Annotated in this window: 28 protein-coding genes; 2 read left to right on the top strand and 26 right to left on the bottom strand. The window is 46.3% G+C overall.

From position 1 onward, the window contains the following. Positions 1 to 70: 70 nt before the first annotated feature. From BQ5367_RS08785 to BQ5367_RS08720, 16 genes are all read right to left on the bottom strand, one after another. A complete protein-coding gene (locus BQ5367_RS08785) occupies positions 71 to 691 on the bottom strand; it encodes a TetR/AcrR family transcriptional regulator (RefSeq protein ID WP_071442149.1) in 621 nt (206 codons plus the stop codon). A gap of 317 nt (positions 692 to 1008) precedes the next feature. Then, a complete protein-coding gene (locus BQ5367_RS13585; protein WP_235858757.1) occupies positions 1009 to 1419 on the bottom strand; it encodes a hypothetical protein in 411 nt (136 codons plus the stop codon). A gap of 454 nt (positions 1420 to 1873) precedes the next feature. Further along, complete coding sequence (locus BQ5367_RS08775; RefSeq protein ID WP_143052378.1) at positions 1874 to 2284, bottom strand: winged helix-turn-helix domain-containing protein; 411 nt, start codon at positions 2282 to 2284, stop codon at positions 1874 to 1876. Positions 2285 to 2357: 73 nt separating this feature from the next. Beyond that, the gene (locus BQ5367_RS08770) at positions 2358 to 4214 is read right to left on the bottom strand and encodes an LPXTG cell wall anchor domain-containing protein (protein ID WP_071442146.1); all 1857 of its coding nucleotides are present in this window, start codon (positions 4212 to 4214) and stop codon (positions 2358 to 2360) included. Positions 4215 to 4436: 222 nt separating this feature from the next. After that, on the bottom strand, positions 4437 to 6314 hold the full coding sequence (locus BQ5367_RS08765; RefSeq protein WP_071442145.1) for an InlB B-repeat-containing protein: 1878 nt from the start codon (positions 6312 to 6314) through the stop codon (positions 4437 to 4439). 112 nt (positions 6315 to 6426) lie between these two features. Next, a complete protein-coding gene (locus BQ5367_RS08760; protein ID WP_071442144.1) occupies positions 6427 to 8484 on the bottom strand; it encodes an LPXTG cell wall anchor domain-containing protein in 2058 nt (685 codons plus the stop codon). 168 nt (positions 8485 to 8652) lie between these two features. Further along, positions 8653 to 10305 (bottom strand): LPXTG cell wall anchor domain-containing protein, encoded by a 1653-nt coding sequence (locus BQ5367_RS08755; RefSeq protein ID WP_071442143.1) that lies wholly within the window; start codon positions 10303 to 10305, stop codon positions 8653 to 8655. Between the two features lie 27 nt (positions 10306 to 10332). Beyond that, entirely contained in the window at positions 10333 to 10872 is a 540-nt protein-coding gene (locus tag BQ5367_RS08750) for a hypothetical protein (RefSeq protein WP_143052377.1), read from the bottom strand. 42 nt (positions 10873 to 10914) lie between these two features. Further along, the gene (locus tag BQ5367_RS13525) at positions 10915 to 11055 is read right to left on the bottom strand and encodes a hypothetical protein (RefSeq protein ID WP_154667088.1); all 141 of its coding nucleotides are present in this window, start codon (positions 11053 to 11055) and stop codon (positions 10915 to 10917) included. Positions 11056 to 11088: 33 nt separating this feature from the next. Continuing rightward, positions 11089 to 11433 carry a hypothetical protein gene (locus BQ5367_RS08745; protein ID WP_071442141.1) on the bottom strand — a complete coding sequence of 115 codons (345 nt, stop codon included), beginning with the start codon at positions 11431 to 11433 and terminating at the stop codon, positions 11089 to 11091. 52 nt (positions 11434 to 11485) lie between these two features. Beyond that, positions 11486 to 12622 (bottom strand): hypothetical protein, encoded by a 1137-nt coding sequence (locus tag BQ5367_RS08740; protein ID WP_071442140.1) that lies wholly within the window; start codon positions 12620 to 12622, stop codon positions 11486 to 11488. A gap of 95 nt (positions 12623 to 12717) precedes the next feature. Continuing rightward, positions 12718 to 13038, bottom strand: coding sequence for a hypothetical protein (locus BQ5367_RS13105; RefSeq protein ID WP_074022014.1), 321 nt, complete (start codon positions 13036 to 13038; stop codon positions 12718 to 12720). 45 nt (positions 13039 to 13083) lie between these two features. Beyond that, a complete protein-coding gene (locus tag BQ5367_RS13100) occupies positions 13084 to 14496 on the bottom strand; it encodes a helix-turn-helix domain-containing protein (protein ID WP_074022013.1) in 1413 nt (470 codons plus the stop codon). A 39-nt stretch (positions 14497 to 14535) separates the two neighbouring features. Further along, positions 14536 to 14748, bottom strand: a complete 213-nt coding sequence (locus tag BQ5367_RS08730) for a helix-turn-helix domain-containing protein (RefSeq protein ID WP_071442138.1) — start codon at positions 14746 to 14748, stop codon at positions 14536 to 14538. Positions 14749 to 14971: 223 nt separating this feature from the next. Next, positions 14972 to 15427, bottom strand: a complete 456-nt coding sequence (locus BQ5367_RS08725) for an SLOG family protein (RefSeq protein WP_071442137.1) — start codon at positions 15425 to 15427, stop codon at positions 14972 to 14974. A 377-nt stretch (positions 15428 to 15804) separates the two neighbouring features. Beyond that, on the bottom strand, positions 15805 to 17448 hold the full coding sequence (locus BQ5367_RS08720; protein WP_071440588.1) for an IS1634 family transposase: 1644 nt from the start codon (positions 17446 to 17448) through the stop codon (positions 15805 to 15807). Positions 17449 to 17627: 179 nt separating this feature from the next. Between BQ5367_RS08720 and BQ5367_RS08715 the strand changes: the two genes are divergently transcribed. Then, complete coding sequence (locus BQ5367_RS08715) at positions 17628 to 17912, top strand: helix-turn-helix domain-containing protein (protein ID WP_071442136.1); 285 nt, start codon at positions 17628 to 17630, stop codon at positions 17910 to 17912. Positions 17913 to 17998: 86 nt separating this feature from the next. Here the strand turns inward: BQ5367_RS08715 and BQ5367_RS08710 are convergent, their stop codons facing one another. From BQ5367_RS08710 to BQ5367_RS13390, 7 genes are all read right to left on the bottom strand, one after another. After that, the gene (locus tag BQ5367_RS08710) at positions 17999 to 18715 is read right to left on the bottom strand and encodes a reverse transcriptase domain-containing protein (RefSeq protein WP_074022012.1); all 717 of its coding nucleotides are present in this window, start codon (positions 18713 to 18715) and stop codon (positions 17999 to 18001) included. A 95-nt stretch (positions 18716 to 18810) separates the two neighbouring features. After that, a complete protein-coding gene (locus tag BQ5367_RS08705; protein ID WP_071442134.1) occupies positions 18811 to 19830 on the bottom strand; it encodes a site-specific integrase in 1020 nt (339 codons plus the stop codon). After that, complete coding sequence (locus tag BQ5367_RS08700) at positions 19811 to 20791, bottom strand: tyrosine-type recombinase/integrase (RefSeq protein WP_071442872.1); 981 nt, start codon at positions 20789 to 20791, stop codon at positions 19811 to 19813. The genes BQ5367_RS08705 and BQ5367_RS08700 overlap by 20 nt, the downstream gene beginning before the upstream one ends. Then, positions 20769 to 21989, bottom strand: a complete 1221-nt coding sequence (locus BQ5367_RS08695; protein ID WP_202615287.1) for a site-specific integrase — start codon at positions 21987 to 21989, stop codon at positions 20769 to 20771. The genes BQ5367_RS08700 and BQ5367_RS08695 overlap by 23 nt, the downstream gene beginning before the upstream one ends. Before the next feature lie 139 nt (positions 21990 to 22128). After that, entirely contained in the window at positions 22129 to 22764 is a 636-nt protein-coding gene (locus tag BQ5367_RS08690; RefSeq protein WP_074022011.1) for a reverse transcriptase domain-containing protein, read from the bottom strand. A 382-nt stretch (positions 22765 to 23146) separates the two neighbouring features. Continuing rightward, complete coding sequence (locus tag BQ5367_RS13955) at positions 23147 to 23269, bottom strand: hypothetical protein (protein ID WP_268874449.1); 123 nt, start codon at positions 23267 to 23269, stop codon at positions 23147 to 23149. Positions 23270 to 23350: 81 nt separating this feature from the next. After that, the gene (locus tag BQ5367_RS13390; protein WP_143052376.1) at positions 23351 to 23665 is read right to left on the bottom strand and encodes a hypothetical protein; all 315 of its coding nucleotides are present in this window, start codon (positions 23663 to 23665) and stop codon (positions 23351 to 23353) included. 210 nt (positions 23666 to 23875) lie between these two features. Here BQ5367_RS13390 and BQ5367_RS13830 point away from each other — a divergent pair, with 210 nt between their 5' ends. Beyond that, positions 23876 to 24991 carry a hypothetical protein gene (locus BQ5367_RS13830; protein ID WP_235858756.1) on the top strand — a complete coding sequence of 372 codons (1116 nt, stop codon included), beginning with the start codon at positions 23876 to 23878 and terminating at the stop codon, positions 24989 to 24991. Positions 24992 to 25043: 52 nt separating this feature from the next. Here BQ5367_RS13830 and BQ5367_RS13095 read toward each other — a convergent pair whose 3' ends face one another. The 3 genes from BQ5367_RS13095 to BQ5367_RS08670 all read right to left on the bottom strand — a co-directional run bounded on the left by BQ5367_RS13095 (position 25044) and on the right by BQ5367_RS08670 (position 26497). Further along, positions 25044 to 25214, bottom strand: coding sequence for a cysteine-rich KTR domain-containing protein (locus BQ5367_RS13095; protein ID WP_074022010.1), 171 nt, complete (start codon positions 25212 to 25214; stop codon positions 25044 to 25046). Next, positions 25211 to 26197 (bottom strand): helix-turn-helix domain-containing protein, encoded by a 987-nt coding sequence (locus BQ5367_RS08675; protein ID WP_071442131.1) that lies wholly within the window; start codon positions 26195 to 26197, stop codon positions 25211 to 25213. Before BQ5367_RS08675 ends, BQ5367_RS13095 begins: the two co-directional genes overlap by 4 nt. A 120-nt stretch (positions 26198 to 26317) precedes the next feature. Further along, the gene (locus tag BQ5367_RS08670; protein ID WP_027969185.1) at positions 26318 to 26497 is read right to left on the bottom strand and encodes a helix-turn-helix domain-containing protein; all 180 of its coding nucleotides are present in this window, start codon (positions 26495 to 26497) and stop codon (positions 26318 to 26320) included. Positions 26498 to 26509 lie beyond the last annotated feature (12 nt).

Raw genomic sequence — 26509 nt, 5'->3', positions numbered from 1 at the left:
CTCCTTATTTAATATCACAGTTGTTAGATAAAGCTAACTTTAGGGGTAAAAATTTGCCAGTTGGCGTATTCTATTTCTCTTCCATCAATGCTAACCAACCAGCTGTATAAAATGCACGAAGCTGTCCAACATCACGAATTGCCTGATTTTTAGGAATATCATGAATGACAACCTCAAAGATTCCTCCAAACATGCCACTTGCAATGATATGACATAATGTTTTATCAAGCTGAGGTACAAAATACCCCAATTCTCTTAAAACTTCTATATATTTAAGCGTATACTCGACTTCAACCTCAACGATATTATGAATAAAATTTTCATAACTTGTACCTTCTGCCTTTGTCAATAAAAGTTTGAACGGATCACGATGATCACAGATATAATCGACCATCCAGCTGACACATGAACTCGACTCTATTCCCATATGTGAAGGCTGTTCATCTTTCGGCAAATCGGCAAATCTTAGTTGAGCCTCCATAAATTTGGCCATCAATGCCTGTGCGTGTGGCTCAACAATTGAAGCAAACAACGCTTCTTTACTGGAAAAATATCCATAAAAAGCACCTGTCGTCACACCGGCATGTTTAACGATCTGACGTAAAGAAGCACCTCTGAATCCTTTTTCCAGGAATTCATCAATGGCTGCCTGCTGGATTTTAACAAGTGTCAGATTTGATGATTCCTGCATTTCTACCCTCCTTATATAACAGTGATATATAACACTGTTATAATACTCTTCTTATTATTTCTTGTCAATCAAGAAAATGATTTTGTAACCAAAATCATATGCAAATAAGCATCTCCCTATCTGCATACCCACCTGCCTTTCTAGCGGCGTGGTTCCACCGACACCTTCACATCTCCTTCTTTTGCTCCTCTCTGAAGCGTAAGGCATTGGCGAAATGTTCCAGTGTCAGCTTATTATTTTTTTTCAGCAGGATTCCATCCCTTTGCCATGCTTCCATCTTCCAGTGAATCGCATGACTGCCGGGTCCTGCTTCTTTTCTATCTGAACAGGCATAAATACGGGGTCCTCTGACATTCCTCCAATGTCGCTTTCCCCAGATCCCTGATCACTTCTTTCCATTCCCTGTATTCATGATATTCGTTCGGTATCCTTTCCCGGTACCCTTCTCCCCTTCTTGCAATCACATACGCTGCACTGTGGTGGATGCTTAGCCCTCCTGTTAACCGATACTTTAATAGTTTGATCTGATTCTTCAGATTCTTTATTTTAGGATCGATCACAGTTGCTTCATACAGATAGTCCTTTTCTGTAGTACCATGCAGTTTCGTTTTCCGGATCATCTTTTCCTTTTCGCAGATGACCTTTTCCAGTTCCGTTTCCTTTTCTCTGATCTTCATTCCGATCCTATTCATTCTTTTATCTGTTTTCTGGATCAGTTTTTTATTCAAGGCAGCATTAGCCTTTAGCAGGGCCTTGGCTTCATAGCCGGATTTGTATTGTCAAGTTTCATATAGTTCTCAAACGGCAGTTCTTCGCCGTCATAGGAATTAAGGCGATACTTTTCGCTCGTTGCCCTCATTTCAGATTCGCTCCAATTGAGATCACGCTTCCGTTTGCTTTTTTATCCCCGGCATTTTATCCCCCTGCGGGGATAGGACAACCGCCCGGTATGTTTATCCCCGTTCATAATTGTTGATATAGGGATTATACCGTCTAATTTTGTAGATTTTTCCGAGATTTTCCGTAGAATTTTCGTAGTCGGTCGCAAGTTTAGACAAGAACAAACAACAAAATGCTGTATAATGTCAAATTTTACCGCCCTTTGAATACTGCACCGTAAGAAAAGACTTTATGGCTCAAATAAATAGGGGAAACGACCTGCTATCAGGTCGTTTCCCCTATTTATTCCGTAATATCCTCAAAACAAAAGCCAACTTCTCGAACACAACGGATAGCAGAAGGTAAGCTGAGTGCTATCTCACGAAATTTTCTGCGCAGGCCGTATACATGACAGCTTACCGCATTGGCTTCATTTCCCATTGGATCTTCTCCCCATACAGCCTCATAAAGCTGCCTGTATGACAACACCCGCCCTTCATACAAGGCCAGTCGGTAAAGTAGTTCATACTCTTTTGTTGTCAGTAATACCTCCTGCTGATTATAGTATACCTTTCTTTTTCCTGTGTCAATTATGAGGTGGTTAAAAATCAATGTCGGTTCAACTACCATTTCAATCAGCTTCAAATCAGGATGACGCTCCAAAATCTTTGAAATTTCCTCTAAAGCAACATTATCCTGGTCTGATAGTTCCAAAATCACAATTCGTTTGATAGTCCCACCTTCCTTCTAAAACAGCCGCCATCTGTCTGATGGCGGCCGTAAAATGTTATATATTCTGTTCCTTTTTCTTTCTGCTGTAAAGCGTCATGCCATAGACGCCGGCTCCGGATGCAGCCAGAAGACCAATCCACAGCATCATGTTGCTGCCGTCCCCGGTCTGCGGACTAGTTGTATCGGAAGACTGATCGCCCGCGCCGGTCTGCTCTCCGTCCTGAACCGTACTGGTTGAAAACGGTGTGTTGGAGCCAAGGATAGCATACTGGCTCAGATGGGTAGTCTCAAACACCAGGAAGTCGCCTTCCGCCACCGCGTCAAAGCGTTCCAGCTCTTCGCCCAGATATACCGCCTGATAGTATTTGTAGCCCTTCAGGTGGTCGTTCATCGGGATTTTGACCGTCATGGGGTTATCCCTGATTTCCAGAGCTTTACCGTCTTTTCTAACACTGATGTCGTAAATAGACAACAGGCCCGGCAGTTGTTCCTTCAGTTCCGGACGGCTTGACAACACGCTTTCCTGCGCGATGGTGTCAGCAGAAAGCTCTGCTCCCTCTGGCACGCCGTCGGTCAGGGAGATGGAAACGCCGGTTTCGGAAGCAGTCAGATCTTTGACGCCAGTATCCTCACCAGGTTTTGTTCCAGGATCAGTGCCCGGATCGGTAGAAGTCCCGGACGGGGATACTTTGATCACATCATTGGTGCAGTAGTAGCTATACATGCCGGTCTTTACCACGTTGGTGGTATAGCCTGCCGGAATATCTTCTTTGGTCGCACCGCTGACGCCTTCTCCAGCCACAGGCACTACAATTTTTGTCAAGGTTGTCTGACCCCAATCCTCCGCAGTTACGTCATCAACGGCGGTCTGATAGACCAACCACTGGGATTGATTCGGGTCTGCTCCCCAATAAAATCTCTGCCCGTCCTTGATCAGCACTGTCATAGAGCTGATATCGCCTGTTTTGGCGGTGATGGTTTCCCCTGAGTCGGTATATCCCTCAGGCAGAACGTCCTTTTCAAGTCCGTCAACGGTAGCAATTTGAACGGCAAGATATTCATTTTGGCTAGGAAGTCCTTCCACCTTCACCAGCTCGTGGATATAGCCCACAGGCTTGCCGTTTGTTAAATCGCTGCCGGTGTAGATTGTTCCGTAATTAACGCCGTATTTCTTTCCGTCCTCGCCCTTGGTGAGAACCTTCCAGTTTTGAGCAACAAATCCATCTTCATATATGACATTTTCCCATTCGGTGGTCTCCCCCTCGATGCCGGAATTGGCGGTCAGGACAAGCTCTGTTTCCAGATTACCTGTGAAGGGAAGGGTTGAGGATGTTGTCGATACAAAGGCCGCAGAATAAGTGTTTTCACCTGCGCTCTTATACGCTGTCACAGAAGCGTTTGAGCCGACCTTGAGCAGACCCTGTGTTCCCTCGGCCATAAAGCGGATCGCCGCAGTCTGAGACGTTTTGTTTTCATTGATGGTCAGGGAGCCGTCTCCGGTAATTTCCAGATTGCCGCCCCAGCCGAAGCCCCATACAACCAGTTCGGCGATATGATTGTCACCCACCAGATGAAGCTTCAAATCGTCGCCCATCTCGTTGGTGGCAAGGGTCATTTCCGGGTGGTTGTAGTTTGTCAGGGTGATGGTGTTGGTAGCCTTGTCATAGACAGCGCCCTCCACCGTGTCAGCCTCGCCGCCGTTGCTATAAAGTACATAACCAAAATAGCTGCCATCGGGTTCTTCTACACTGCTATCATACAGCTGCACCCATGCGGCGCTCATGTCCCCGGACGAGGGGCCGTTCGCCGCAAATGCCGGCACAGCCATTCCAACAGCCATACAAAGCGTCAGCAGTCCTGCAAGCAGTTTTCGCTTCAATTTCATAACTGATTTTTCTCCTTTCAATTTCATAACTGATTTTTCTCCTTTCAAGATAACATTCATGTGAATAAACGGTTTGATAATTCTCTTTGGGGTATCACCGCCTTTTTTTCTGTATTTCTATGCCATCCGTTCCCCGGTGCGCCGGTTCAGGCAGCCAGGGCGGAACGAATAACCTTCTTTGCCGCAGTTAAAGTTCTTTATGCTTTGGTGAATACCAAAGCATAAAGAAGGGATATCCCTTCTGCGTTTTCAGCTTTCCTGCATCTCCCATTTGGCGTAGAGATCCATCGGCGCATAGGGCGCTTCCCTGACGGGACGCTCTTTCAGCTCTTCAAGGATTTTAAGCCCTGTTACCGGGCCGGCGGTGCAGGCTTTATCCCTGTACCAGCCGGTGAATACCTTGCCGCTGCTCGTCGGTTTCAGGCAGGTAGCCTCCACATAGAAAAGCTCCTGGTCTGCAAATTCCAGCGACCGCGGCTTCATATACAGCAGATTGGTCCCGTCCGCTTCAAAAGCCCCGCCGTTGGCATGCAGCCTGACGGCGTACCGGGGATTCCCGTTCTCGTCATTCAGGGCATACTCATCTGCCATTTCCGAACGGAACGCCGCCGTGATGAGAACCTTACGCCGCTTGACTTTCTCCGTCTCCACGGCAGGCTTTACCGCTTTGGATGTGACGGGATCTTCCAGGGCCTTGTAGCCGCCGTTTCCGTCCTTTAACATCCATGCGGCAAAGCTTACGGTGACCGGCTCGGCGCCCTCGCCGCCAGGGAAGTGATAGTCCACACCATCCGGCAGGGGGACAGAAAACTTAAGCCTGAGAAACGGCTTCCTGTTGTAATAGAGCTTGCCCTTCAGGAGCCGCGGGTCATCGTTGTCAATGCTCTTATCCTCCGGATTGATCGTCCCGACCAGTGTTTTCCACATTTTTGTCTCGGGGTCAAGGTAGCGGTAAACCGCCTGGAGCTTGCCGGCCTTTGTATCCACACGGCCCAAATTCACCAGGCCGTCCCTGTAACTGCCGTAGTCCGCGCCGCCGTAGTAAAAGCTCAGGGTAACGGGTCCCTTCCACAGCAGGAACAGCAGAGTCAGCAGGCCCAAAAGCAGAATGGCGGCAATCGCGCCGATGGCAAACGGGAGGTTGCTGTTTCCCTCGTCCGAAGGGACGGGGGCACTGTTGTCCGAAGGGGCGGGGGTATTGTTTTCCGAAGGCCCGCCCGGCTCATCCGCCGGCGTGGAGGTATTGCCCGGCACAAAGCCGGCCGGCTCCCACCTTGCGTACAAATCCATCGGCACATAGGGCGCGACATAGGCGGGTTCTTCCTTCAAATCATCGTTAATGTTCAGATAGGTGACCGGCCCGTCGGTGCAGGCCTCGTCCTTGTACCAGCCGGCGAACACCATATCGCCGTTTGACGGCTTAGGACAGGATGCCTCCACGAAAAAGTCGTTCAGAGCGGAATATTCCAGCGACTGCGGGCACACATACAAATGGTCGCTGCCATCCTCCGCAAAGGTTCCGCCATTGGCTCGCAGGATGACGGCATATTTCGGATGTCCGGTCTCTTCATAGGTCAGCGCGTTTTTGTCTATGACAACCGCCGGAAAAGCCGCCTTGATCACGGCGACTCTTTTTCCTTCCTCGTCCGTCACGATTGCGTTCTGAACATCCTCCGCCGTGACGGAACCATCCAGCTCCTTATACCCGCCGTTTCCGTCGCTCACCACCCATGCGGCAAACTCGGTGGTCTCGGGCGGGCTGTATTCGCTGCCGGGGTAGTGGTAGCTCGGACCCTTGGGGAGCGCAACGGAGAAGCTGGAGCTGTCCGCAACCTCCACATCATAATACAGCCACGCTGAACCGATGAGGTCATGGCTGCCGGTGATGCTTTTGTCCGCAGGATTGATGTCCCCTCCAATTTCCTCATCCCCGAAGTTTATTGCCGCATAGAACCGGCCGGCGCCGGTATCAATATTGCCGACGTCAATCCAGCCTTCCTTATATCTGCCGTAGTCCGCGCCGCCGTAGTAAAAGCGGATGGTAAGGGGATCTCCGGCCGCAAAGGCCGGGACGGCCATCCCAAACACCATACAGAGCGTCAGCAGCGCCGCAAACAGTTTTTTCATAAGTCGCCTCCGTTTCTTTCCGGTCCAGCCGGGGAAGGGCGGCCAGGACACATAGTCCCGTTTCCGTCCGCCGCTTCCCGCCGGCTTTTCCGTTTGGTTTCAGGCAGACGGGCTATTTCCCGGCCGCCGCCTTTTTCCGCCTGTAAAGCAGCATTCCCAGCACGCCGCCGCAGGAGGCCAGCATCAGGCCGATCCACAGCGCCATATCGCTGCTGTCGCCGGTCTGCGGGCTTTCTGTTTGCCCAGAAGGCTTGCCCTGCTGTTCGGGCTTGGCTGGATCGGTTGGCTCAGTCGGGTCGGTAGGAGTGGTCGGGTCAGTAGGATCCGTTGGCTCAGTGGGTTCAACCGGCTCCAAAGAGGAACGAACCTGCACATATTTTTCGTTCTGATACTCTGTGCCGGCAGGATCGCCAATAATTTCCTCAGCCGCAGCAGAATCACCGGCCGCTACAACAGGATCGGTGTAGCCAGATAAGTCAGGTTTCCAGCGCATGGCGCCCTTTCCGCCGCTGGCAGTGACAACCGCTCCGTCGGAGATGGTGAAGATCCCCTTCTGATCGCCGCCCAATTCACCAAAGATATCTTCCTGGCCAGCAAAGATACCATAGTGCTCGCCGCTTGCAGAAGAGGCATTTACTACGGTTCCGGCTCCGCTGACGATGACATCACCGCAGATGCCGTGATCGTTTACGGAAGAAATATTCACCTTCGCTCCGTTAATCGCCGTAAGGTCAGTATTAATGCCCGGAGTGCCGAAACCGGCATCCTGAGTTGCATTGTTCTTCGCATTCAGCGTCGCGCCGTCCACCGTCAGTCCGCCGATTGCTCTGACTGCGGCATATGGCTGATCCTGCTCGTCGCTGGAAAAGTCAACGGTAAGATCTACAGACGCCCCGTCTTCAATGGTAATGGTATTGTTGCCAAACAGGCCGAAATAGGTGCCGCTGGTGGTCAGGCTTCCGTTTCCTTTGACCGTCATAGCCCCGTGGGAATAAACCGCGGAGTGAGGGAAGTCCCCTTCTCCGGTAATCTGATTCTCACCTTTCAGCACAAGGGTAAAGTTCTCTTCCTGCGCCCATACAGCGCCGAAGCCGCTGGATGTCAGCTGGGCGTTATCCAGTGTCAAGGTGTTGGCCGCCGGATCATAGTACGCCGTGGCGCCGTCACCGTCGGCATCACCCAGAATGTCGCTGGCGTTGGCGCTGGTGACGGTGATGCCGTTCACCTTTACCGCATACGTCTGTACCCCGGATGTTTCTACTTCAGCCTTGCACACCGTACAAACCCCGTTTGCTATCTGATGCACTCCGTACTGGTCTTTTTCGGCGCAGCCCTCTGCCGTGCAGGCTTTCCAGTGATGTGTGCCGTCGCTGGTCCAGTCTTCCGCCCAGACATGCTCGTGCTGCTCTTTGTATACCAGCCTGAGATCGTAATATTTATCCACCACCTCATGTACCACTACCACAGGTCTTCCCTCAGTGTTTATAGACCCTACTGTTCTCGACGATTTGATCCTGGTCAAAACCATTTCCGTCGTCAGGTCTGCTTTTGCGACATCCGCCAGCTCAGGAATCGTTGCCTTATTCTCCTCGAAATAGGCATAGAGCAGATCCATTATGGCTTCTATATCAGCATCATCTGCAGCTTCTATGCCCTCCTTGTATAGCTTCTGGTCGCTGCCGGGCAAAGCCACATCTACAACTCCCGTATAATGCTTAATGATCTCCGTGTTGACTTTAGGTGAGTCGTCTTCAACGAATGTCTCTTTGCTCGCGCTGCTCCACTCAGTCCATTCCGTCACATCAAAGCTCGCCGGATTGCCCCGATCGCCGGTGCCGGAAATAGCCTCCCGCGCTTTCACCTCCACGCGAAAGTTTGTGGGTTCTGTTAAATCCCCAAACGTTTTAAAGGTATAGTCAGTAGCCTGGCGAACCGTTTCTTTCTCCTTTAGATTCTCATCGACGAAAAGGGACACTTCATACTCAAAGATCTCCAGCTCTCCGATGGGTTCCGGCTGGCTCCAGCTGACTTTCAAACCGCTGTTTGTCCACTCCCGCTTTAAATCTCCCGGAGCAGCCGGCGCACCCGCCGCAAAAGCGGTCATGGGCAGCACTCCCAACACCATACACAGGGAAAGCAGCAACGCCGTCAGTTTCCTTTTTGCTTGCATTGTATTTTTCCTCCTTGTCAAATAAAATTGCTTATCCTTTGGTAGATATCAAAGGATAGAAGGGATATCCCTTCTTGAAAAAGATACCGGCTGCGCCGGGGCGGGCTGTGGTTTTTGCACGAAGCCCGCCCGCAGGCGCTTTTGCCGGTTTTGTTTTATCTCTCAGCCTTATTTCCCGGCCGCCGCCTTTTTCCGCCTGTAGAACAGCATCCCCAGCACCCCGCCGCAGGAGGCCATCATCAGGCCGATCCACAGCGCCATATCGCTGCCGTCCCCAGTCTGGGGGCTGCCGGTGTCGCCGGAAGGATCCTGCTGACCCTGCGAATCGGATGAATCGGTCGGATCAGTCGAATCGGTTGGCTCTCCGGTTCCCGCTGCAGGGATGGCTTCAGTCTGCACATATTCACAGACTGCACAGCCGCGCTCTCTGGAACCCGCTTCAGTCTCGGTGGCCTCTTTGGTTACTTTCCAATCGCCGTAGGTATGGTTTGCCACATTCAGCTTTTCACCGCAGGAGCATTCCTGCCAGTGGTCGGTTTCGTCATATTTCCACGTTTCATCATGGATGCCGTGCTCATGCCCGATCTCCGGGATGATTTCAACCTGCACATATTCACAGACCGTACAGCCGCGCTCTCTGGAACCCACTTCGGTTTCAGTGGCCTCTTTGGTTACTTTCCAATCGCCGTAGATATGGTTTGCCACATTCAGCTTTTCACCGCAGGAGCATTCCTGCCAGTGCTGGGTTTTGTCATATTTCCATGTTTCGTCATGGATGCCATGCTCATGTTCAAGCATCGGAATGGTTTCGGTCTGAACATGGTCGCAGACCGTGCAGTCACGTGCTTTGGAGCCTTCTTCGGTCTCGGTGGCCGGCTTCGTCACGCTCCATTCGCCGTAGGCATGGTTTGCCACATTCAGCTTTTCACCACAGGAACACTCCTTCCAGTGATTAGTATCATCATATTTCCATGTTTCATCATGGATGCTGTGTACATGGACCGGAATCGTCTCTTTCTGCGTATATTCGCAGACGGAGCAGGTGCGCTCCCGGGAACCCTCCTCCGTTGTGGTGGCCGGCTTCGTCACGCTCCATTCGCCGTAGGCATGGTTTGCCACATTCAGCTTTTCACCACAGGAACACTCCTTCCAGTGATTAGTATCATCATATTTCCATGTTTCGTCATGGATGCTGTGTACATGGACCGGAATCGTCTCTTTCTGCGTATATTCGCAGACGGAGCAGGTGCGCTCCCGGGAACCCTCCTCCGTTGTGGTGGCCGGCTTCGTCACGCTCCATTCGCCGTAGGCATGGTTTGCCACATTCAGCTTTTCACCACAGGAACACTCCTTCCAGTGATTGGTGTCATCTTTCTGCCAGCCATCGAAGATGTGTTCATGGGGGGGAGTAGGACCCTCTCCACCACCGCCGGAGCCTTCAAGTGTAGCCCAGTCACCCCATTCTCCTGGGCTGGTAACGTATTCGTTGGGAAACTCTCCGACAATGATGCAGCTTCTCGCCCTTATTTCAACTGTGTAATTTTCGCGAGCCTCCGTCATCAGGCTGCCATTAAACAGATGATATCTCTGTACTGTAAAATCGGGACCGTCAATTATTGTCTCGCCGAGCTTCAACCGAAGCTCGTATTGATACTGGCCGCCGCCCGAGGGCGCGTCCCACTGTACCATGCTTTTAGGGCTCTCTGCCCATCGTATGTTTTGGGGCATACCTGCGCCTGCCGCCAACACGGCGACGGGCACCATTGCCACTACCATGCATAAGGACAGTAGCAGCGCAAACAGTCTCTTTTTTCTTGGCATCTTTCATTCTCTCCTTTGCAAATAAAATCAGTTTTTGGTATCTCCGCCGTCCGATCCGGACGGATCCTTTCCTCCGGCTGGCGGGTTATCCTGTGCCTTCCGCTTTTTCCTGTATAAGAATACAAGCAGCAGCGCCAGCAGGACAGCCGCCGGTATCGCGGCCAACAGAACGATGTAGACGGCGTTTCCGCCCTTTTCCTCAGCTCCGCCGTCTCCCGGCAACGGGTCGGGTTGGATGATTGCAGAAACGGAGAAGGGGGTATCGGAACCGAGTACGGCATACCGGCCCGGGCCGCCGGCTTCAAAGGCCAGGCTGCCGTCTTCGGCCTTTGCCTTTATGCGCTCCGGCTCGCCGTCCACCCGCACCGCCTGGTAATGGGCGTAGCCCTCCAGATGGCTGTTCATCGGGATGCGCACCGTCATGGCGCTGTCTTTGATTTCCACCGGCTCCCCGTTCTGGCGGATGCTGATCTCATACACCGACAGCAGGCCGTCCAGCACTTCTTTCAGCTCCGGCTTCTCTTCAAGCAGGCTCTCCGCCTCCATGACGCCGGCGTACAGCTCCACACCCTCCGGAACCGCTTCGGACAGGAACAGGTTGTAATAATACTAGCCGATCTTTCTCAGCTCCTCCGCCGCAGCCTGCTGCTCAGCGTGGATTTTTGAGTTGAGCTTATTGACCGCCAGCATTTCCCCCGTCTTGTCCCCGATATTTTTGGCGATGCCGCCCAATTTATCTAAAAATGACATTCCGATTTCCGCCTGTGCCTGCGCCGCTGTTCCCTATACGGCATAATGCCGGTCCGGCACGAAACAGCGGCGGTTGATCATCAGCTCGTTCTCAAGGTACTGGGCAACCTTATCGGCTACGGCGGTCACCGCCCGTTCCTCTCCCTGGGCCGACAGGCCGGGACAGGGTTCACGCATGGAAACCGTCAGTCCGGTCCCCACATCCTGTATCTCTGTCGAAAGGCTGAAGGTGCTGACGTTCCCGTAAACCGAAAGCCGGGCGACCACCGCGCCGCTTTCCTCTTTCCGGTATTCCGCCCCCTCCGCGTCCAGCACGTCGTAAACGGCCATCTGCACATACCGCCGGACATAGGGAAGGAGCCTTTTCACCTGACGCATTCCGTTTCCCTCCTTATCATGTATTCCTTGTTTGCGGTTTTCCGCCGCTTCCCTATTCGATGTAACCGCTGATGGGCTCTGCATACATTTTGTTTTCAGTCACCGGCTTGTAGCGGTCACTGCCGGTGCTTTCATACCATCCGGCCTCCGCCCGGTAGATTTCGCCGGTCTGCGTGTCGTACACGCGCTCGTAGCCGCCGGTTTCGTCGCTCTGCATCTGGCTGGTGATGTCCTGCTCGACGTTCCGGTCCTCCCAGGCCGCCATGATGATTTCCAGCCTCTCGTTGGTGATGCGGCTGATTTCCTTTGACATCGCCACCTTTTCTTCACCGGCCTGCTCAGTGGCTTTTACGAAACTCTCAGAATAGGCGAGCGTTCCAAGGCATTTGGTGAGGACGCTCTCCCATTCGATGAAGGTATCCTTCGCGGCGGTGACCGCCATGACGTTGTATGCCATGTAGTAGCCGCCGTCCGCCCGGGGGATGATATATCCTACCGGCAGTCCTGCGGCAATATCAACGCTTCCGAAGTCCACCACCGACGCGGCGAACATCCCCTCGCCTTCCTTGCCGTTTTCGGTAAAGGACGCCCGCAGCGTCTCTTCTCCCAGAGCATACGAGGACAGGAGGCTGGCCGAGGCAAAGCGGCCGGTCACGGCAAAGCCGTCAAACCGGGGGAAGGTATAGCCGGCATAGCTCGGCTCCCACTGCTCTACAAACGCCGCGTATTCCGAAAACAGCTTGAAAAAGTTTTCGGTGGAGGGGGTTGTCAGCACCGGCGCCTGGGAAAGCATCTGCGCCCATGTGTTCCCCATGGTGACGTTATACGCATAGGCGTCCTTTCCCTCCTGGCTGTGCAGCAGGCCCTCCGCCTTCAGCAGGACAAACATCTGGTTGAGGGGCTGGCTGGGATCCTGCACCCGGATGGAATGGTACATGGCCGTACCGCCGCTGGTGACTGTCCAGCCCTTGGGGATCTGCAGGCTGAAATCCGCCGTTTCATACAGCTCGGTTTCGATGGACCTGGCCGCTGTCTCAGTGATTTTTACGTCGTTTTCTTCTTTCGTGATGGTCCCGTCGCTGTTGACGACAGGCTCCTTTCCGCCCGGCTGCCCCTGCCCGGCGCAACCGGCGAGGGAGAGCGCCAGCGCCGCCGCCAGCAGCAGGGATAATACGCTTTTCTTTTTCATAGCAGAATGCCTCCTGATCGATTTTTATTAATTTCCATCATTTCTTCTCCTCCTGAATTTTTGGGGAACCGCGGCAGACGCCGGGAAGTGGATTCTTACGCCCTCATTTTAGGTGAAAAGAGGCCGGATTGTCTATGCGTAAATCCCGCCAATCGTATCAAAACAGGTGGCGGTGAACCGCCATTTTTCAAAAAACCGATGGCGGTCAACCGCCACTTGTGCATATTATATAAATCAAAGCAACTATTTTGAGGCTTTATATATGCATAACTTCTAATCGTTCCAAGTAGGGGATGAGGTGTGCTTTTCTTTCCTGATTTTTCCTTTCGCGGATGCCGAATGGCGTAAATTTCATTTTTCAAGTGGGGAAAACGATGTTTTTTATCAGGACAATTCGTTACCGCACACAAAAACACCCTGCCTCTCCTGAGAGAAAGCAGGGTGTTCTTTTATCCTGTATGTTAATCGTTACGGTAAAGCAGGTACATAGTGATGCGGGATTTTGCGCCCGTCTTTTCGTACAGGGCGGAGATATGCCGTTCCACCGTCCGCTTGGACAGGAACAGGCAGTCGGCGATCTCCTGGGCGCTGCTGTCCGAAGAAATCATCTGGGAAAATACATCCCATTCCCGTTCGGTCAGCCCGTATTTTGCGATGAACGCCTCCCTGCGCTCTTCGTCCGACTTTTGGGAAGCAGGCGGCTCCTTGGGCTCCATGACGGCGTTCATGCAGGCGGTATACACGGCCATAGCAACGCTGACCGCCACGAACAGCACCAGGGCGATGACAATGGCGGCCAGGCTGTTGCCAGTGGCCAGCAGCGCCACCGATCCGTTGGTGATCAGGGCGGCGCTCACGTTATTCATGGCGCGGCCCATGCCCGCCCACAGCGACGGCAGGCGCATATGCCGGGAAAGCTCCATAAAGCTCGCTGTAAAGAAGACAACGAAAAAGCCCGAGGACAGGTAAAAGACCACCAGTCCGATCAGGAACGGAGCGCCCAGGTTCAGTACCACAATGGACAGAACCGACATCATCATCACGCAGTACATAATAAGCCCCATATACTTCCGCTTGCGGATATCGAAGACAAAGCCTGCGGCGAGGCCGCTGAATGCCAGCAGCAGGCGGGGCCACTGCCCGATATCCGTCCCGCTCGCATGACGGAGAGTCACGGCATTGTCCAGTGTGCTGAACACGCAGGCCATCAGCACTACCAGCAGCGCCAGCATAATGCCCGCCGTCCGTTTTTTCCGGGTGAGGGAAATGTCTTCCGCAGGTTCCGAAGAGGCGCCCGCAGTCTCCGTCATTTCGATGCGGCTTTGGGCGGCCTGTCTCGTTCGGATGACCAGCAGGCTCAAAGCCGCCAGGAATACCGAAAGAAACGCCGCCTCCGCAACCTCCAGGTTGACAAGGTTGTTGTTTGCATACTGGAGCAGAATTCCCAGGGCGTAGGCGATCCCCGCCAGCCGTGCCAATGCATTGTCGCCGTCTATGGTGACGGCAGCCAGATAGTGGACGGCGCTGCCGAAAACGCCCAGCAGCAGGAAGAGCACCATCCCTGCCGTCATGGTCGCCGCATAGGAGATATGCTGCTGGACAATGAAGGTACAGATAATCGCACCCTGCGCCAGGATAAAGGTCAGCGCGCTTTTATAGCGCCTCCCGCCCCAGCGTTCCATGGCCGGATACAAGAAAAAGCCGACGGCGCTGGCGCCCAGCGCATAGTTCTGGGCAATGACAGTTCTCCCTTCCGTCACCGACAGAGAAATCATATTGACAAACAGATATTCCGCCCCTAAAAAGACAAAAGTAAAAATACCGATCAGCAGAATGGCGTTGACAGACGCCGGCTTTCTCAGTTCCCCTTTCATCGTACCACCCTTTCCACAGAAGCCGCTGCAGGCGTCCCGTTATTTCTCCGATTCTTCCGTCAGCTCCACTACATCCCCGATGTCACAGCGGAGCGCCCGGCAGATCCGCTCCAAAACCTCCAGGCTCACATATTCGTCCCGGTTCAGCTTTGCTATCGTAGAGGAGGACACATCTGCCAACTCTGTCAGGGCGGATTTTTTCATCTTTTTATCAATCAGCAATTTCCACAGCCGGTTGTACTGGACAGCCATACGCTTCATCTCCCGCCTTGTTTATGGAAGACAGTATAGCACAAAAATCGTGAAAAGTCAATGGATTTTATGAGATGTCACATATTTTTACGAATGTTAAGCCAAAAGAAAGCAGCCGCTCCTTTTACAGGCTCCTTTTACAGCCATAGACATTTACCGCTTTTTATTTCCAACGAGGTGAAGAAGCTAAAATACAGGGGAAAGGAGTACGATTATTTTCTGTTTACTCTGCAATGTTTATTACCTCGACACCTTTGCTCTTAGCGTAGTTCACTGTATAAAAAGTTCCGCCCTTGTTTTCTGTGAGATAAGAAATACAAGCAGAACTGTTATCAACCAGATGGCGATTGCGTTTATGCATACAGCCCCTCGTGTACTCCTGAGAAGTATATACAACTTTATCGGCCTTCTGTTTGATGTCATCGTATATCTCTATATCTTCCTGCGACCATCCTCTCGTTTGAGAGAAGCAAGGAAGCACGAGGATCAGACGAATATCAGGATAACGTTCCTTCAATTTGAGAACCGCAAAGGCAGCGATTGTATCAAAGCCCAATGCACCTCCAGCTCCAAAATATAGATAGCCTTTTTTTATAAGTCCCTCGATTGCTTCTTCGGTCTTTGCGAAGATTCTTCGACGTTGTCCTGAAGGAATTTCCCTATGCCCGGTAAGCAGCATGTTTTTTCTTTCACATCATCCACTCCTAACAAGTTTCAAACTAAAATGCCCATCGAACTGACACAGTCCGATGGGCTATCTTACAACTCGCTATCTCTTTATGGTTTCTCTTAGAGAAACCATCGGGATGATTCCTGTTCGGCTGTGTTCTACTTAGGATAGGCATCCCATAAATTAAGCATGTGTGTATAGCGGTTGGCAAGACTCTTCCCTCAGTTATATTTGCTCACCTATTTTAGCAACTGTATCATTTAATTATATTTTTGCTCTAAATATTAGTTAAGTGCTTTATATCAAATACAGCGTTAAAAGAGTAAAAAAAGTATAATAATACGTCAACTTCTCAAAAAATTATACATCTATATAAAATGGATATGTTAATTATTAACTAACATATCCATTTGTTCATTTACAAACTTCCTGTATTCTTCTTCTGTTGCTCCCAGTGCCTTTAATATCTTCTTTTGCTTATTTGTCAGTCGATATCTTATATGATATTTCTCATCCGCTAATTTAGTTACTCCCAGCCGTTCATAATCTTTCAATACTTTCGGTACTGTGTACTCTTTTCTATTCGTTTTATACAATTCCTTTAATGACTGATAAATCTCATTCCTGATAATCAATGCTATGAATGATACGAACACTTTGCTTTCAAGTTTCTCTTCCGAATGTACTCTGAATACATCATTCCCTAAATATGTCTTTTCCATCCTGAATATCTTTTCCACCGCATCCCTATCCCGATATGTTTCCAGCGCTTCTTCTGCACTCATCTTTTTTGACGTCACTATCGCAAAATATCCCGCTTTATTTATCAGCTTCATGATTTCGTTATCTTTTCTTTGATAATTCATGAAGTATCCATTCTCATCAAATCCCAATCGATAATATTTCTCATAGCTTTTCACATCTTCTGCTTTCTTTATCTTTTTCTCTTTCTTCTTCTCTAACTCCTCATCCATCTTATTGAATCTGTTATTGATCGTAATCTTTTCTTTTTCCGCTTCTATTCCATTATAATATACATGCACATATTCTTTTTTTCCTGTATTGAATAAATCCTTCTCTACTGTCATCCCGTACAGTTCGTATCCCTGCATATAATTTGAATATCCGTTCTTTAATACTGCTCCTGCTTCTTCTGCCGCTTCCTGTATGAACTTTGCATTCCCCTTCGTCATCAGTATATAGTCATAATTATGCTTTTCGAAATACCTTATATTCCGTAATGAAAAATATCCCCTGTCCAGTATGAATCCTATTTCCCTGCATCCGTACTGCCGGGCTCTCTCCACCATCTTTTCACATTCCGTATTGTCGATGATGCTTCCCGGAAACAATTCATAGAATAAAGGCACCTGATCCGTCTGATTATATCCTATTGATAAATTCACTTGCGGTAATTCATCACGATCCTTCGCATGTCCGTATTCTGCCAATTCAAGATTTCCTGCAGCACTGTTCATATTCGTCGAATCATAAGCTATATAGATTTGCTTCTCAACATGCATATGTACCCACGATCTGATGAACAAATCGATATCCTTTACTTTTATTTTTTTAAACAGTCTTCCTATCGCATTATCATCGAAGTTCTCTGCACTGAACAATGTGTGATTATATCCATAGTCTTCAAAATACTGCATTACGTTATTTTCGCTCATCATCATATATGTCGCTATATCCAGGATCTTGTCCGAATCATCTTTGAAAATCGTCTCCAGCAGTTCTTTTAATCCATTCCCAGCACTTATCTTGTCCGCCACAAAATGAGGTCCCGCAATAACGAAGTCTGCTTTATCTCCGGGTTCATTCTGTTCATATGGAAATATTTCAAAATAGTTCCTGTTTGGAATCAGCTTTCCTTCTTCGTTAAGTTTTCCAATAGCTACTCTTACTGGTCTGGTTTGTTTTAATTCTGGCGAATATTTAACCCTTTGTGTCAAGTACACATAACTGCCACTTCTGCCTTTTATGATGACTGTTCTTTCAGGTAAATCCACAGGATTTTGATGCATAAAATCATCCTTTCTATAGATGTATATTTATACATCTATTATATCATACTCTTTCCGAACAGAAAAGCTCAAATACGCTTATTTTATCACCTATTTGAGCTATTTATATTTTTTCTTTTTTATAGATGTATAAAACTAAATTAAGTTAACGATAATAGAAGAAAGGTAGGTGACTGTAAATGAGTAAAGAGGTTGAATTTAAGAATAGAGATAGATTCATCCAGCTCGGCATTGCAATAGCTGCGCTTCGTAAGATGCGTGGTATGTCTCAAGAGAAGCTTGCAGAGTTATCCAATGTGAGCCGTTCACATATCAGCGCTATCGAAGCTCCGGGTATTGTTCGCCCGTTCTCCCTTGAGGTCTTTTACAATATTGCAGACGCCTTGGACATAGATCCCGCAGATTTGATCAATGCATCGGTATTCCCTGATAAGATTCTAACAAATTCTAAAAAGAACAAATAGGGTAGAGGAGTAAATTCTAGATTTATTGCCCCTCCCGTTGAACCAAACGTACGGTCCTCGTATTTGGCTCTACATTTATATCGAAACTACAAACTCTTAAGATAGTAGTTAAGGGGATTGACTAAACCCGGTCTGTCCCCTTTCTCTTTGCCTAGAACTGCTGGTGATAGTATGAAATTGACCACATCTAATCCACTTCTTCTATACCACCCTAATCTTGAATTTGCACACTTATAGATATCTTCTTCCTCAAATCTGCATTTATACTTGATATTCAATGCCATGAGATTTCTATAGATTGTCTTTTGTCTCTTCCATTGCTTGATGATGATACATCGTATCTTGTGGCGTAACCATTGTCCAAACTTATCAAGAAATGCTTTTATGCTTCCTATCCTGAAATAGTTGATCCATCCTCTCACTATTTGATTGACTTTTGTAAATGTAATTGATAGAGGTCTTGAAACGGCTCGCTTTCTTTTCAGATACTTCTGTATCTTTGTATACAATCGTTTCTTTCTATCTTCGGTAGGTCTGCATTTCCACCCCTGACTATCCTTATAAAAGGAAAACCCCAGGAACTGTCCTTTCATTGGACGTACAACCTTTGTTTTCGTGGCACTAACCTTCAAGAATAGTTTCCTTTCCAGCCATGATGTCACTGACTTCATTACTCGTTTTGCACTCATTTCGCTCTTCACGAAGATGATGCAGTCATCCGCATATCTCACAAATCTTAAATTTCTGGACTCCAGTTCCTTATCAAATTTATCTAAATAGATATTTGATAGTACGACACTGATAGGTCCGCCTTATGTAGAGTTAGTTATTATGCCGAGTTAAGTTTGAAAAGCATTTATTTTATAGGCTTTTCTATTTATTTTCTCGGCATAATATTTTATTTGAACTTATTTAAAAAATCCAATAAATTCTGATCATTCGTCCAGTCATGCTTGAATTCTTCATCTTTTATTATTTTTGGAGCTAATTTATTTATTGCTTTTTCTTTTAAGCGTGTATCAGCTTTTGCGTAGACCATCGTAGTACAAATGCTTTCATGTCCAAGAAAATCTCTAATGTAAACAATTGGAATTTCTGCTGCCACCATATGCATACTTTTACTATGTCTAAACATATGTGGCGTAACCTTTTTAGGAAATGATGATTCTCTTTTCACAATGGAACTTGTATATTTGTCTATGATGTATTTTATGCCATCACGAGATAACTGATTGTTGTCTTTATTAAGGAACAGATAACGATCAGCTCTTCTTGTATTTATTTGAAATTTATCTGTATACTGATTTAAAAGAGCCTTCATAGCGTTTGAAATTGGCACTATTCTTGTTTTATTTCCTTTACCCCTTAATTTAACTGTTGGATGACTTTCGAGAAATATATCTCTTACCTTTAAATCACATATTTCCTGAACGCGTGCACCTGTATCATATAATAGACATAATATAGTTTTATGCTTTAATCCACTTAATCTGTTGATATCGGGTTCATTTATCAACATCTTCATTTGATTTTCGTCTAAATAGCCTATTTCTTTTATCACTGTCTTTTTTGATTTTATATGCATGACTTCCTGTAAATGGGGCATATTTTCAATAGAATCAGTCTGACAATAATTAGCGAAACTCTTCAGAACTGCCAGTCTTTGATTCGCAGTTGAGCAGCTGCATCCAGTGGATCTTAAATGTTCTAAAAATTCAATGATAAGATCTTTAGTGAAATCTTTCATTGTAAATTGATTAATATTAACATCTCTTTCGTTAATTAGAAACCTCACAAAGAGTTTTAACGTATCCTTATAACTAAGAATGGTATTCTTTGAATAATTGCGATGATGCGGTAGAAATTCCGTTAAAAAGGAACCAACATATTGAGAAAAATCAGTAGAACTCTTTTTCATCTAGAATCACCACCTCAATCATTTCTGAGTATGCTTCCTCTAGTTTTCCTGTGAGAATTGGAAAAAGCGATTGAGTAAGCTTTAGATAATATGCTGTTTCTTCAAACGTTTCATGTCCGAGCATTGTTTTCATATATGGCAGACAGTTAAGTAGATTTTTTCCTTCTTCTAGCCACATTTTTAATAAATTGACACAATAAGTGTGTCTGAAATCATGAACTCTTGGACCTTTTCCGGTATGTGAAATGCCTGCTTTTTCTAGATATCGTCTAAAATTACGATAAACCGTATGCAGTTTCATTGGTACGCCAGGAGTTATCATGAAAAAGTATTCATCTTCTTCTGATTCCTGGTGTATTATTTCCTTTAATTCTATACATTTTTGGACCAATATCGGGTGAACTGGTACTATCCTATCTTTCTTGTTTTTTCCGCTTCGAACTATAATATAACCTTTATCCAAATGAAAATCTTTGATTTTTAGAAGCCTTAACTCAGATACTCTTAAACCACTGGTATAAAGGATTCTGAAAAAGACGGGCATGACCAGATGTCTATAAGGTGATATAGAAACACTTTTACTTTGATCCACACTTTTAAAGAATTGCTTTAACTCTTTGTCAGTATAGATATGGGCATCATACTTAGGTGCTTTCCTTACTAGACCTTTAGGCGGAATATAAGCTTCAATTCCCATATCGTTCAAATATGTACAAAAAACTCTTAGGATTGATATTCTTCCTGCTTGATTACTAACGGTTTCATAAGAAGTTTTTCTGCACCATTTTTCCACTATCTCACGTGTTATGGCTTTTTCTGTGATTTTATTTTCATAGAAAAATTTATCCAATCTTAGAAAAGCTGAACATTCCGATGTATATTTGAATCCTTGCGACTGCTTTAATTCTATTAAATCCTGAAATTCTTTTTTGAATACACTATTGAATATTAAACGTTTCATCATCAAAAGTCAGAGGCAATACGCACTCTTTTAATTTATTGATATCAGTTTTTAAATATATTGAAGTAATATCAGGATTTGAATGACCAAGGATTTCAGTAATGATTGGCAGTTGTGTCCCAGCCTCCAATAATAAAGAAGCTAGTGCGTGTCGCATGGAATGAAAACCAGAGTGTCTGTTTTTCGTAATAGGTATTCCAGCTTTGTTCATATATCGTCTGATTATACCATTCAGATGATTTTCTTCAGAAAAAGGGTCGAATGGTGGCGTATGTTTAATGAAAACATAATGCGTATCATAAAAAGCCGGTCTTCCATTCTTGATATAATCTATGACTGCCCAGCCTACTTCATTAGGTAAAGGTAGAGATAATGGCCTTTTTGTCTTGCGCTGAATGAAGGATATTCTTTTGTTTTCCCAATCAAAATTGTCAAATTTTAAATTTTTAATATCACCGCTTCTTATTCCAAGTATGCAGGCTAAAAGAATCATTGCATAATCACGTTTTCCCAATGGACTGTTTCGGTCAATCGCCTTTAACAGTTGAGTAAGTTCTTCAGTGGTCCAAACAGATGGTATCGACCTTGTTTTTGAAATCGAGGGCATGTGAATTTTTGATGCCAGATCAGCAGAAAGCTTATTCTTGAAGTGAAGATATCTCAGGAAATATCTCAATCCACAAATGTTCTGTTCGACTGTTTTGTAACTAAAATTTGAAAAAGTCTTAATAAAATCATTACAGATGGCCAAATCAATAGTGGCTATATCCGTTACCTGTCTTTGTGATAGATAATCCAGGAATACTTTAGAAATGTGAGAGTAATGTTTTATTGTACTGTATGAGAGTTCGCTCTCTTCCAAGTCATTTAAAAATTCATTAAAAATGACTGCATATTCATCCGATAAATGAATTTGATTCTTGGAGGCTGTGTATCGGCGTGTCAGAACCCCATGAAGCTGATAATCCGATAATAAATGAATGACTCTAAGAAGCTGCACTCTCTGCTGAGAAATAGTTCCGTCAATGTATTTCGAAACTATACCATATTGCCTTTCCAAGTAAGCCAATCCTTTATCAAGGCTAAATTCGGTATTGGAGTAATTATCAATCAAGAATAACTCTAATTTCTTCCATTCTCTCTTATAAAATTTGATGGTTTGAGAAGAATAGTTGTTTTGAATAAGAAGTTTTTCCAATCCTTGAATAATTTAATCTAATTTCATATGTATCACCGTCCTTTATTAGTAGAAATTGATCTATTATTTCTACTATAACTGTGATACATTATGCCGAGAAAATAAATAGAAAAGCCTATAAAATAAATGCTTTTCAAACTTAACTCGGCATAATAACTAACTCTACATAAGGTGGATTATGTCGATATCTACATAATCCGCCTTGAGGGACTCCGACTGTTGTGCTTTTAATCAGCCCATCCTCTAACACTCCGGCTCTCAGATAGGCTCGTATGAGATGTATCGTTGTTGCGTCATTGACATGTTCTCTTAAGATTGAAATTAACTTGTCATGATTGACTGTATCAAAGAACTTCTCAATATCCAAGTCTACTATCCATTCATAGCCTTCATTAAGGTAATGCAATACTTCTTCCATGGCCATGTGTACACTTCTTCCTGGTCTGAACCCAAAGCTATGCTCACTGAATATTGGCTCATAGATTGTACTTAATACCTGTGCCACTGCCTGCTGAATGACTCGGTCTGCAACTGTTGGAATTCCTAATGGCCTCTGTTTTCCATTAGACTTTGGAATGTAGACTCTCTTGACAGGCATGGGTCGATACTGTTTGTTCATGATCTTTGTGATTAATTCATTATGATACTGTCCAAACCAGTCTTCGATTTCCTGCACTGTCATTCTGTCCACTCCCGGTGCTCCCTTGTTCTTCTTGACCTTTTTGATAGCTATCTTCAAGTTCTCCTGACTTAAAATCTTTTCCATTAATTTCATTTGCTGCTCCTCCTCTATTTGTAAATCTATCCGGAACCATCCCCACTACCTTTACCATCTATGGTTACGCTCCATAGTTCCAGGCTATCCTCATTTTCGGACTGTCCAGACATTGCTTATAGTGATTTGCACTCTATAAACGTTTCAGTCCTTCGGTATCTCTGCCTACTATGACTTCATCTGACTTCTTATGATAAACCTTTTTCGACCGAGGGTACTATCACTGATTTTAAAGTTTACTAGGCTTCCTCGTCCATAAGACCTCCCGGGGTAATTCATGAATCCTGTTTCTTTCACAACGTCCTGATTTACTGTCTTGGTTTTACGTTTACCTTTTGGACTTCGATTTGTTATGCAACCTTATCCACCATTTAGCCTTATATCAGGTTTCTGTTCGTACGCTCGAAAGAATCGCTACACCACTTCCTTCACCCATGACATCACTGTCAACAGCTTGTGGTTCACTACACTTGGCGGTAAATACCTGTGGTTGGTTTATCTCCAACTGAATTCATGCCATGCCCGGCACACATAAAAAAAGAGGTCGCCTGGGCAGTTAAGCTCAGACGACCTTTCATTATACGCATTACTTATTAGTGCTACGCAGATAATCCTGAAATTCTTTCTTTCGTTTTTCTGTCAGACTGTCCCAGTATTCCAGTATGACAGGATCGTGAAGCCTTGCTTCAGCTGCACGGCGAGCACGTATGGCAGCACTCTTGTCCTTATGCAAACCCAGATTATAATGCTTCTTTTGGAAATTGATATATGCATACCATTTCCCGGTTCTCCTATCCAAGCCAACACCGGTGTGTCCGGAAGTGTTATTTGAACAAAGGTGCTTGGAAACAACAATGTTGCTGACATTGGTTCCCTCAACCATATCTCGACGGTGCTTCACTGTTTCGCTCCTGGTCTCACGGTATTTACAGCCGCAGCTGAGTACACGCCCTGATTTCAGGGCATTTACTGTCTTATAAGTCAAATTCCCGCAATCACATCGCAGTTCCCAAATAACGCTGCCATTGTTGTCCCGTTGCTCAGTGGGACGGACCGCTGTCAGTCTGCCAAATCGCTCTCCTGTAATGTCTTGCTTTCGCAGATCGGTGATATGCTCCATAGCCTTGCAACCACAGCTTCGCGTGCCACCGTGCTTAACCTGCGTAGCAGGAATCTCTTTGGTATTTCCGCAGTCACACTGCCAAAGCCACACAGCTTGCTTTTTTCCGGTTTGTTCTATTGTGGTATATCCAACATGGCGAACGGCCACAAGACGCCCCCAGCGCTTATCAAAAAAGGCGAGGTATACGAAAGCCATCTGTTTACTGCCAAAGATACACGCTTTAAGGGAGAGCCTTTTCTCCGAGAGATAAAGGAAGTGTATACGGAACTTATCAACCGCCATATCTCTGATCCTGAGCAGCACTTAAAGGTATTTGATAAAAACAGCGTCTATCTGCCGACCAAAAAAATCGGCAAGAACAATCCCAAAGAGGACGAAATCAAAGCCGACAATGCCGCAAGACAGGAATGGAACAGGACAGCGGATATGGTGTTATTATCGGGTATCTCTGAAGCAAAGATTTTAGAAGTCAAGCGGACAGAGATACACGAAAAGGCGAGCCAGTCTATCAAAAACAAGGGCTGGCTCCCCAATCTGTTCCGCAGTATCGTCAGCAAGGCAAAGGACTTCCTGCAAAACCTAATCCGTGAACACGATATGCCGCCGAAGCCTGTCCTTGAAATAGATATGGCAGAGTTCCGTACCATGCAAAAGCTGATGATAAAGGCGCAGGATAAGGCGAAAGAAATCCGGCATTTGCAGGATACGGTACTTCCGAAACTGAAACAGCAGTTTGCCGACACAAAAGGGATTTTCAAAGGTAAGGAGCGCAAGGCGCTCACAGAGCAGATACAGCGGACAGAAAAGGCAATCGCTGAAAAGCTGGATAAACTGCCCGATGTTCTGAAAGAGGACGGTTATCCCAATGTGCAGGCGTTCATGGCAACCTACCGCAAGGCGGAGGCTGTTGTGGAGCAGTACAACCGTGACCTTGCCGCATGGGAGCGGCAGGTCAGGGAAAAACAGAAACCCACTCAAAAAGAGCAGGCAAAGCCGCCTGAACGGGAGAGTGTACTAAAACGCCTGCGCCAGCTTCAGGCAGAGGGCAAGCAGAGAAACCCGCCGAGACAGAGAAAGAAATCCTTTGACAGAGACAGCCGATAGGCACGAAAACAGCCGCTATGGTATTACCCATGCGGCGGCTTACATAGTTTGATTAGTGTTCCCGCTTTTGAATAACGGTTATCTGTAAATCCTTTGCGTTGATAAGTGTTTCCTGCTTGCATTTAGGGCAGTAGAGGGGAAAATTCTTTAATTCGGTATCTTCTCGTAATTGAAGGCGTGTTTTACTTTTACAGATAGGGCATAATAGCCATTCTATTCTCATTTTGATTTTTTATCAAAGGCGTTGGTAATTGCAACGATAGCAGGAAACATAACTCCCGCAACAACCCAAATTATCCAACTCTGCCCCCAATTATTTGATGATAGACTATATCCCACATATACTGCTGTTGCTATTACCCAATATGCAGTATATACAGCAACTGCAATAGACGGTTTTTCCTTATTTTCTTTAGAATATTCTCCCTCTTGCAGAAGCTTTTCATAGCTCGCCCATATAATACCCGTCTTAATGAAGCAAATCACACCTATACCTGCAATGATAAATGAAAAGGAAAGCATAATTATTAGAAATAGGTCGTTATCAGCGTCAATTATTGCTCCAACAAAAAGCGGAATTAAGGCAGTAATACACAAACAAGTTCCTGCAATATTATTCTTTGTGTGCAAATCTTTGTATTTTGCTTTGCGTTCTTTAACCATTCCACTCACGCCATACTCGGTTTCAAACTTTTCTTTTTCCAAATATGCAAAGGGAGCGGTTTTGCTACCACTTGATATAAACATTACGGCGGCTATTGCTACAAAAATAATAAGAGCAATCATTCCAATTCCACCTGCAATATCTTCGCTCAAGCCGCCTGACGTACTTTCACTAATTGCACCCAATATCAAAAGAGCTATCGGAGATAAGATACACAAAAAAGCAGCATACGCTATTGTTTTAGCTGTCCTTGATTTTACAGAGAGAAAAGCATTTGCTTCCTCCATAGAGACACGCTTTAATGACGGCATATCATTGGACGAGTTGATATGCTCTGCTTGCTCAATTTCGTCTTTAAGTAAATAATCTGTACTTACTCCGAATAGTTCGGAAAGGCGTATCATTTTATCAAGGTCAGGAACAGATTGTGCTCCCTCCCATTTTGAAACAGATTGTCGTGTTACATTCATTTGTTCGGCTAACTCCTCTTGTGACCAGCCTGCTTTTTTTCGTAACAAAATAAGTTTATCGGCAAAAATCATAATTTTGTCCTCCTGTTAATGTGATTGTTATATTTATTTTAGCGATTGATAAAGTTGCTAACCACCAATCAGCACCATTCAATATGTCAACTGGCAGTTGCAACTGCCCAAAATCCTTTTTTACTTCTCGTTGTTCTTCTTTCTCCTATCTATCGGTTTCTTTGCATCTTTTGGTATGAGCCATACTCTGCTTAAACGTACAACACCCTCAATCCTGTTTTCAGAACATAGTGTCTGTATTCTTCGTTCTGAAATATCCCATTTAGTTGCAGCTTCCTGTACCGTCATATATTCAAACATAACAAACCTCCA

The sequence above is a fragment of the Traorella massiliensis genome, assembly GCF_900104665.1.
Taxonomy (GTDB): Bacteria; Bacillota_I; Bacilli_A; order Erysipelotrichales; family Erysipelotrichaceae; genus Traorella; species Traorella massiliensis.
The sequence above is the reverse complement of the archived record's forward strand: the minus strand, read 5'-3'. Positions and strand labels throughout refer to the sequence as shown.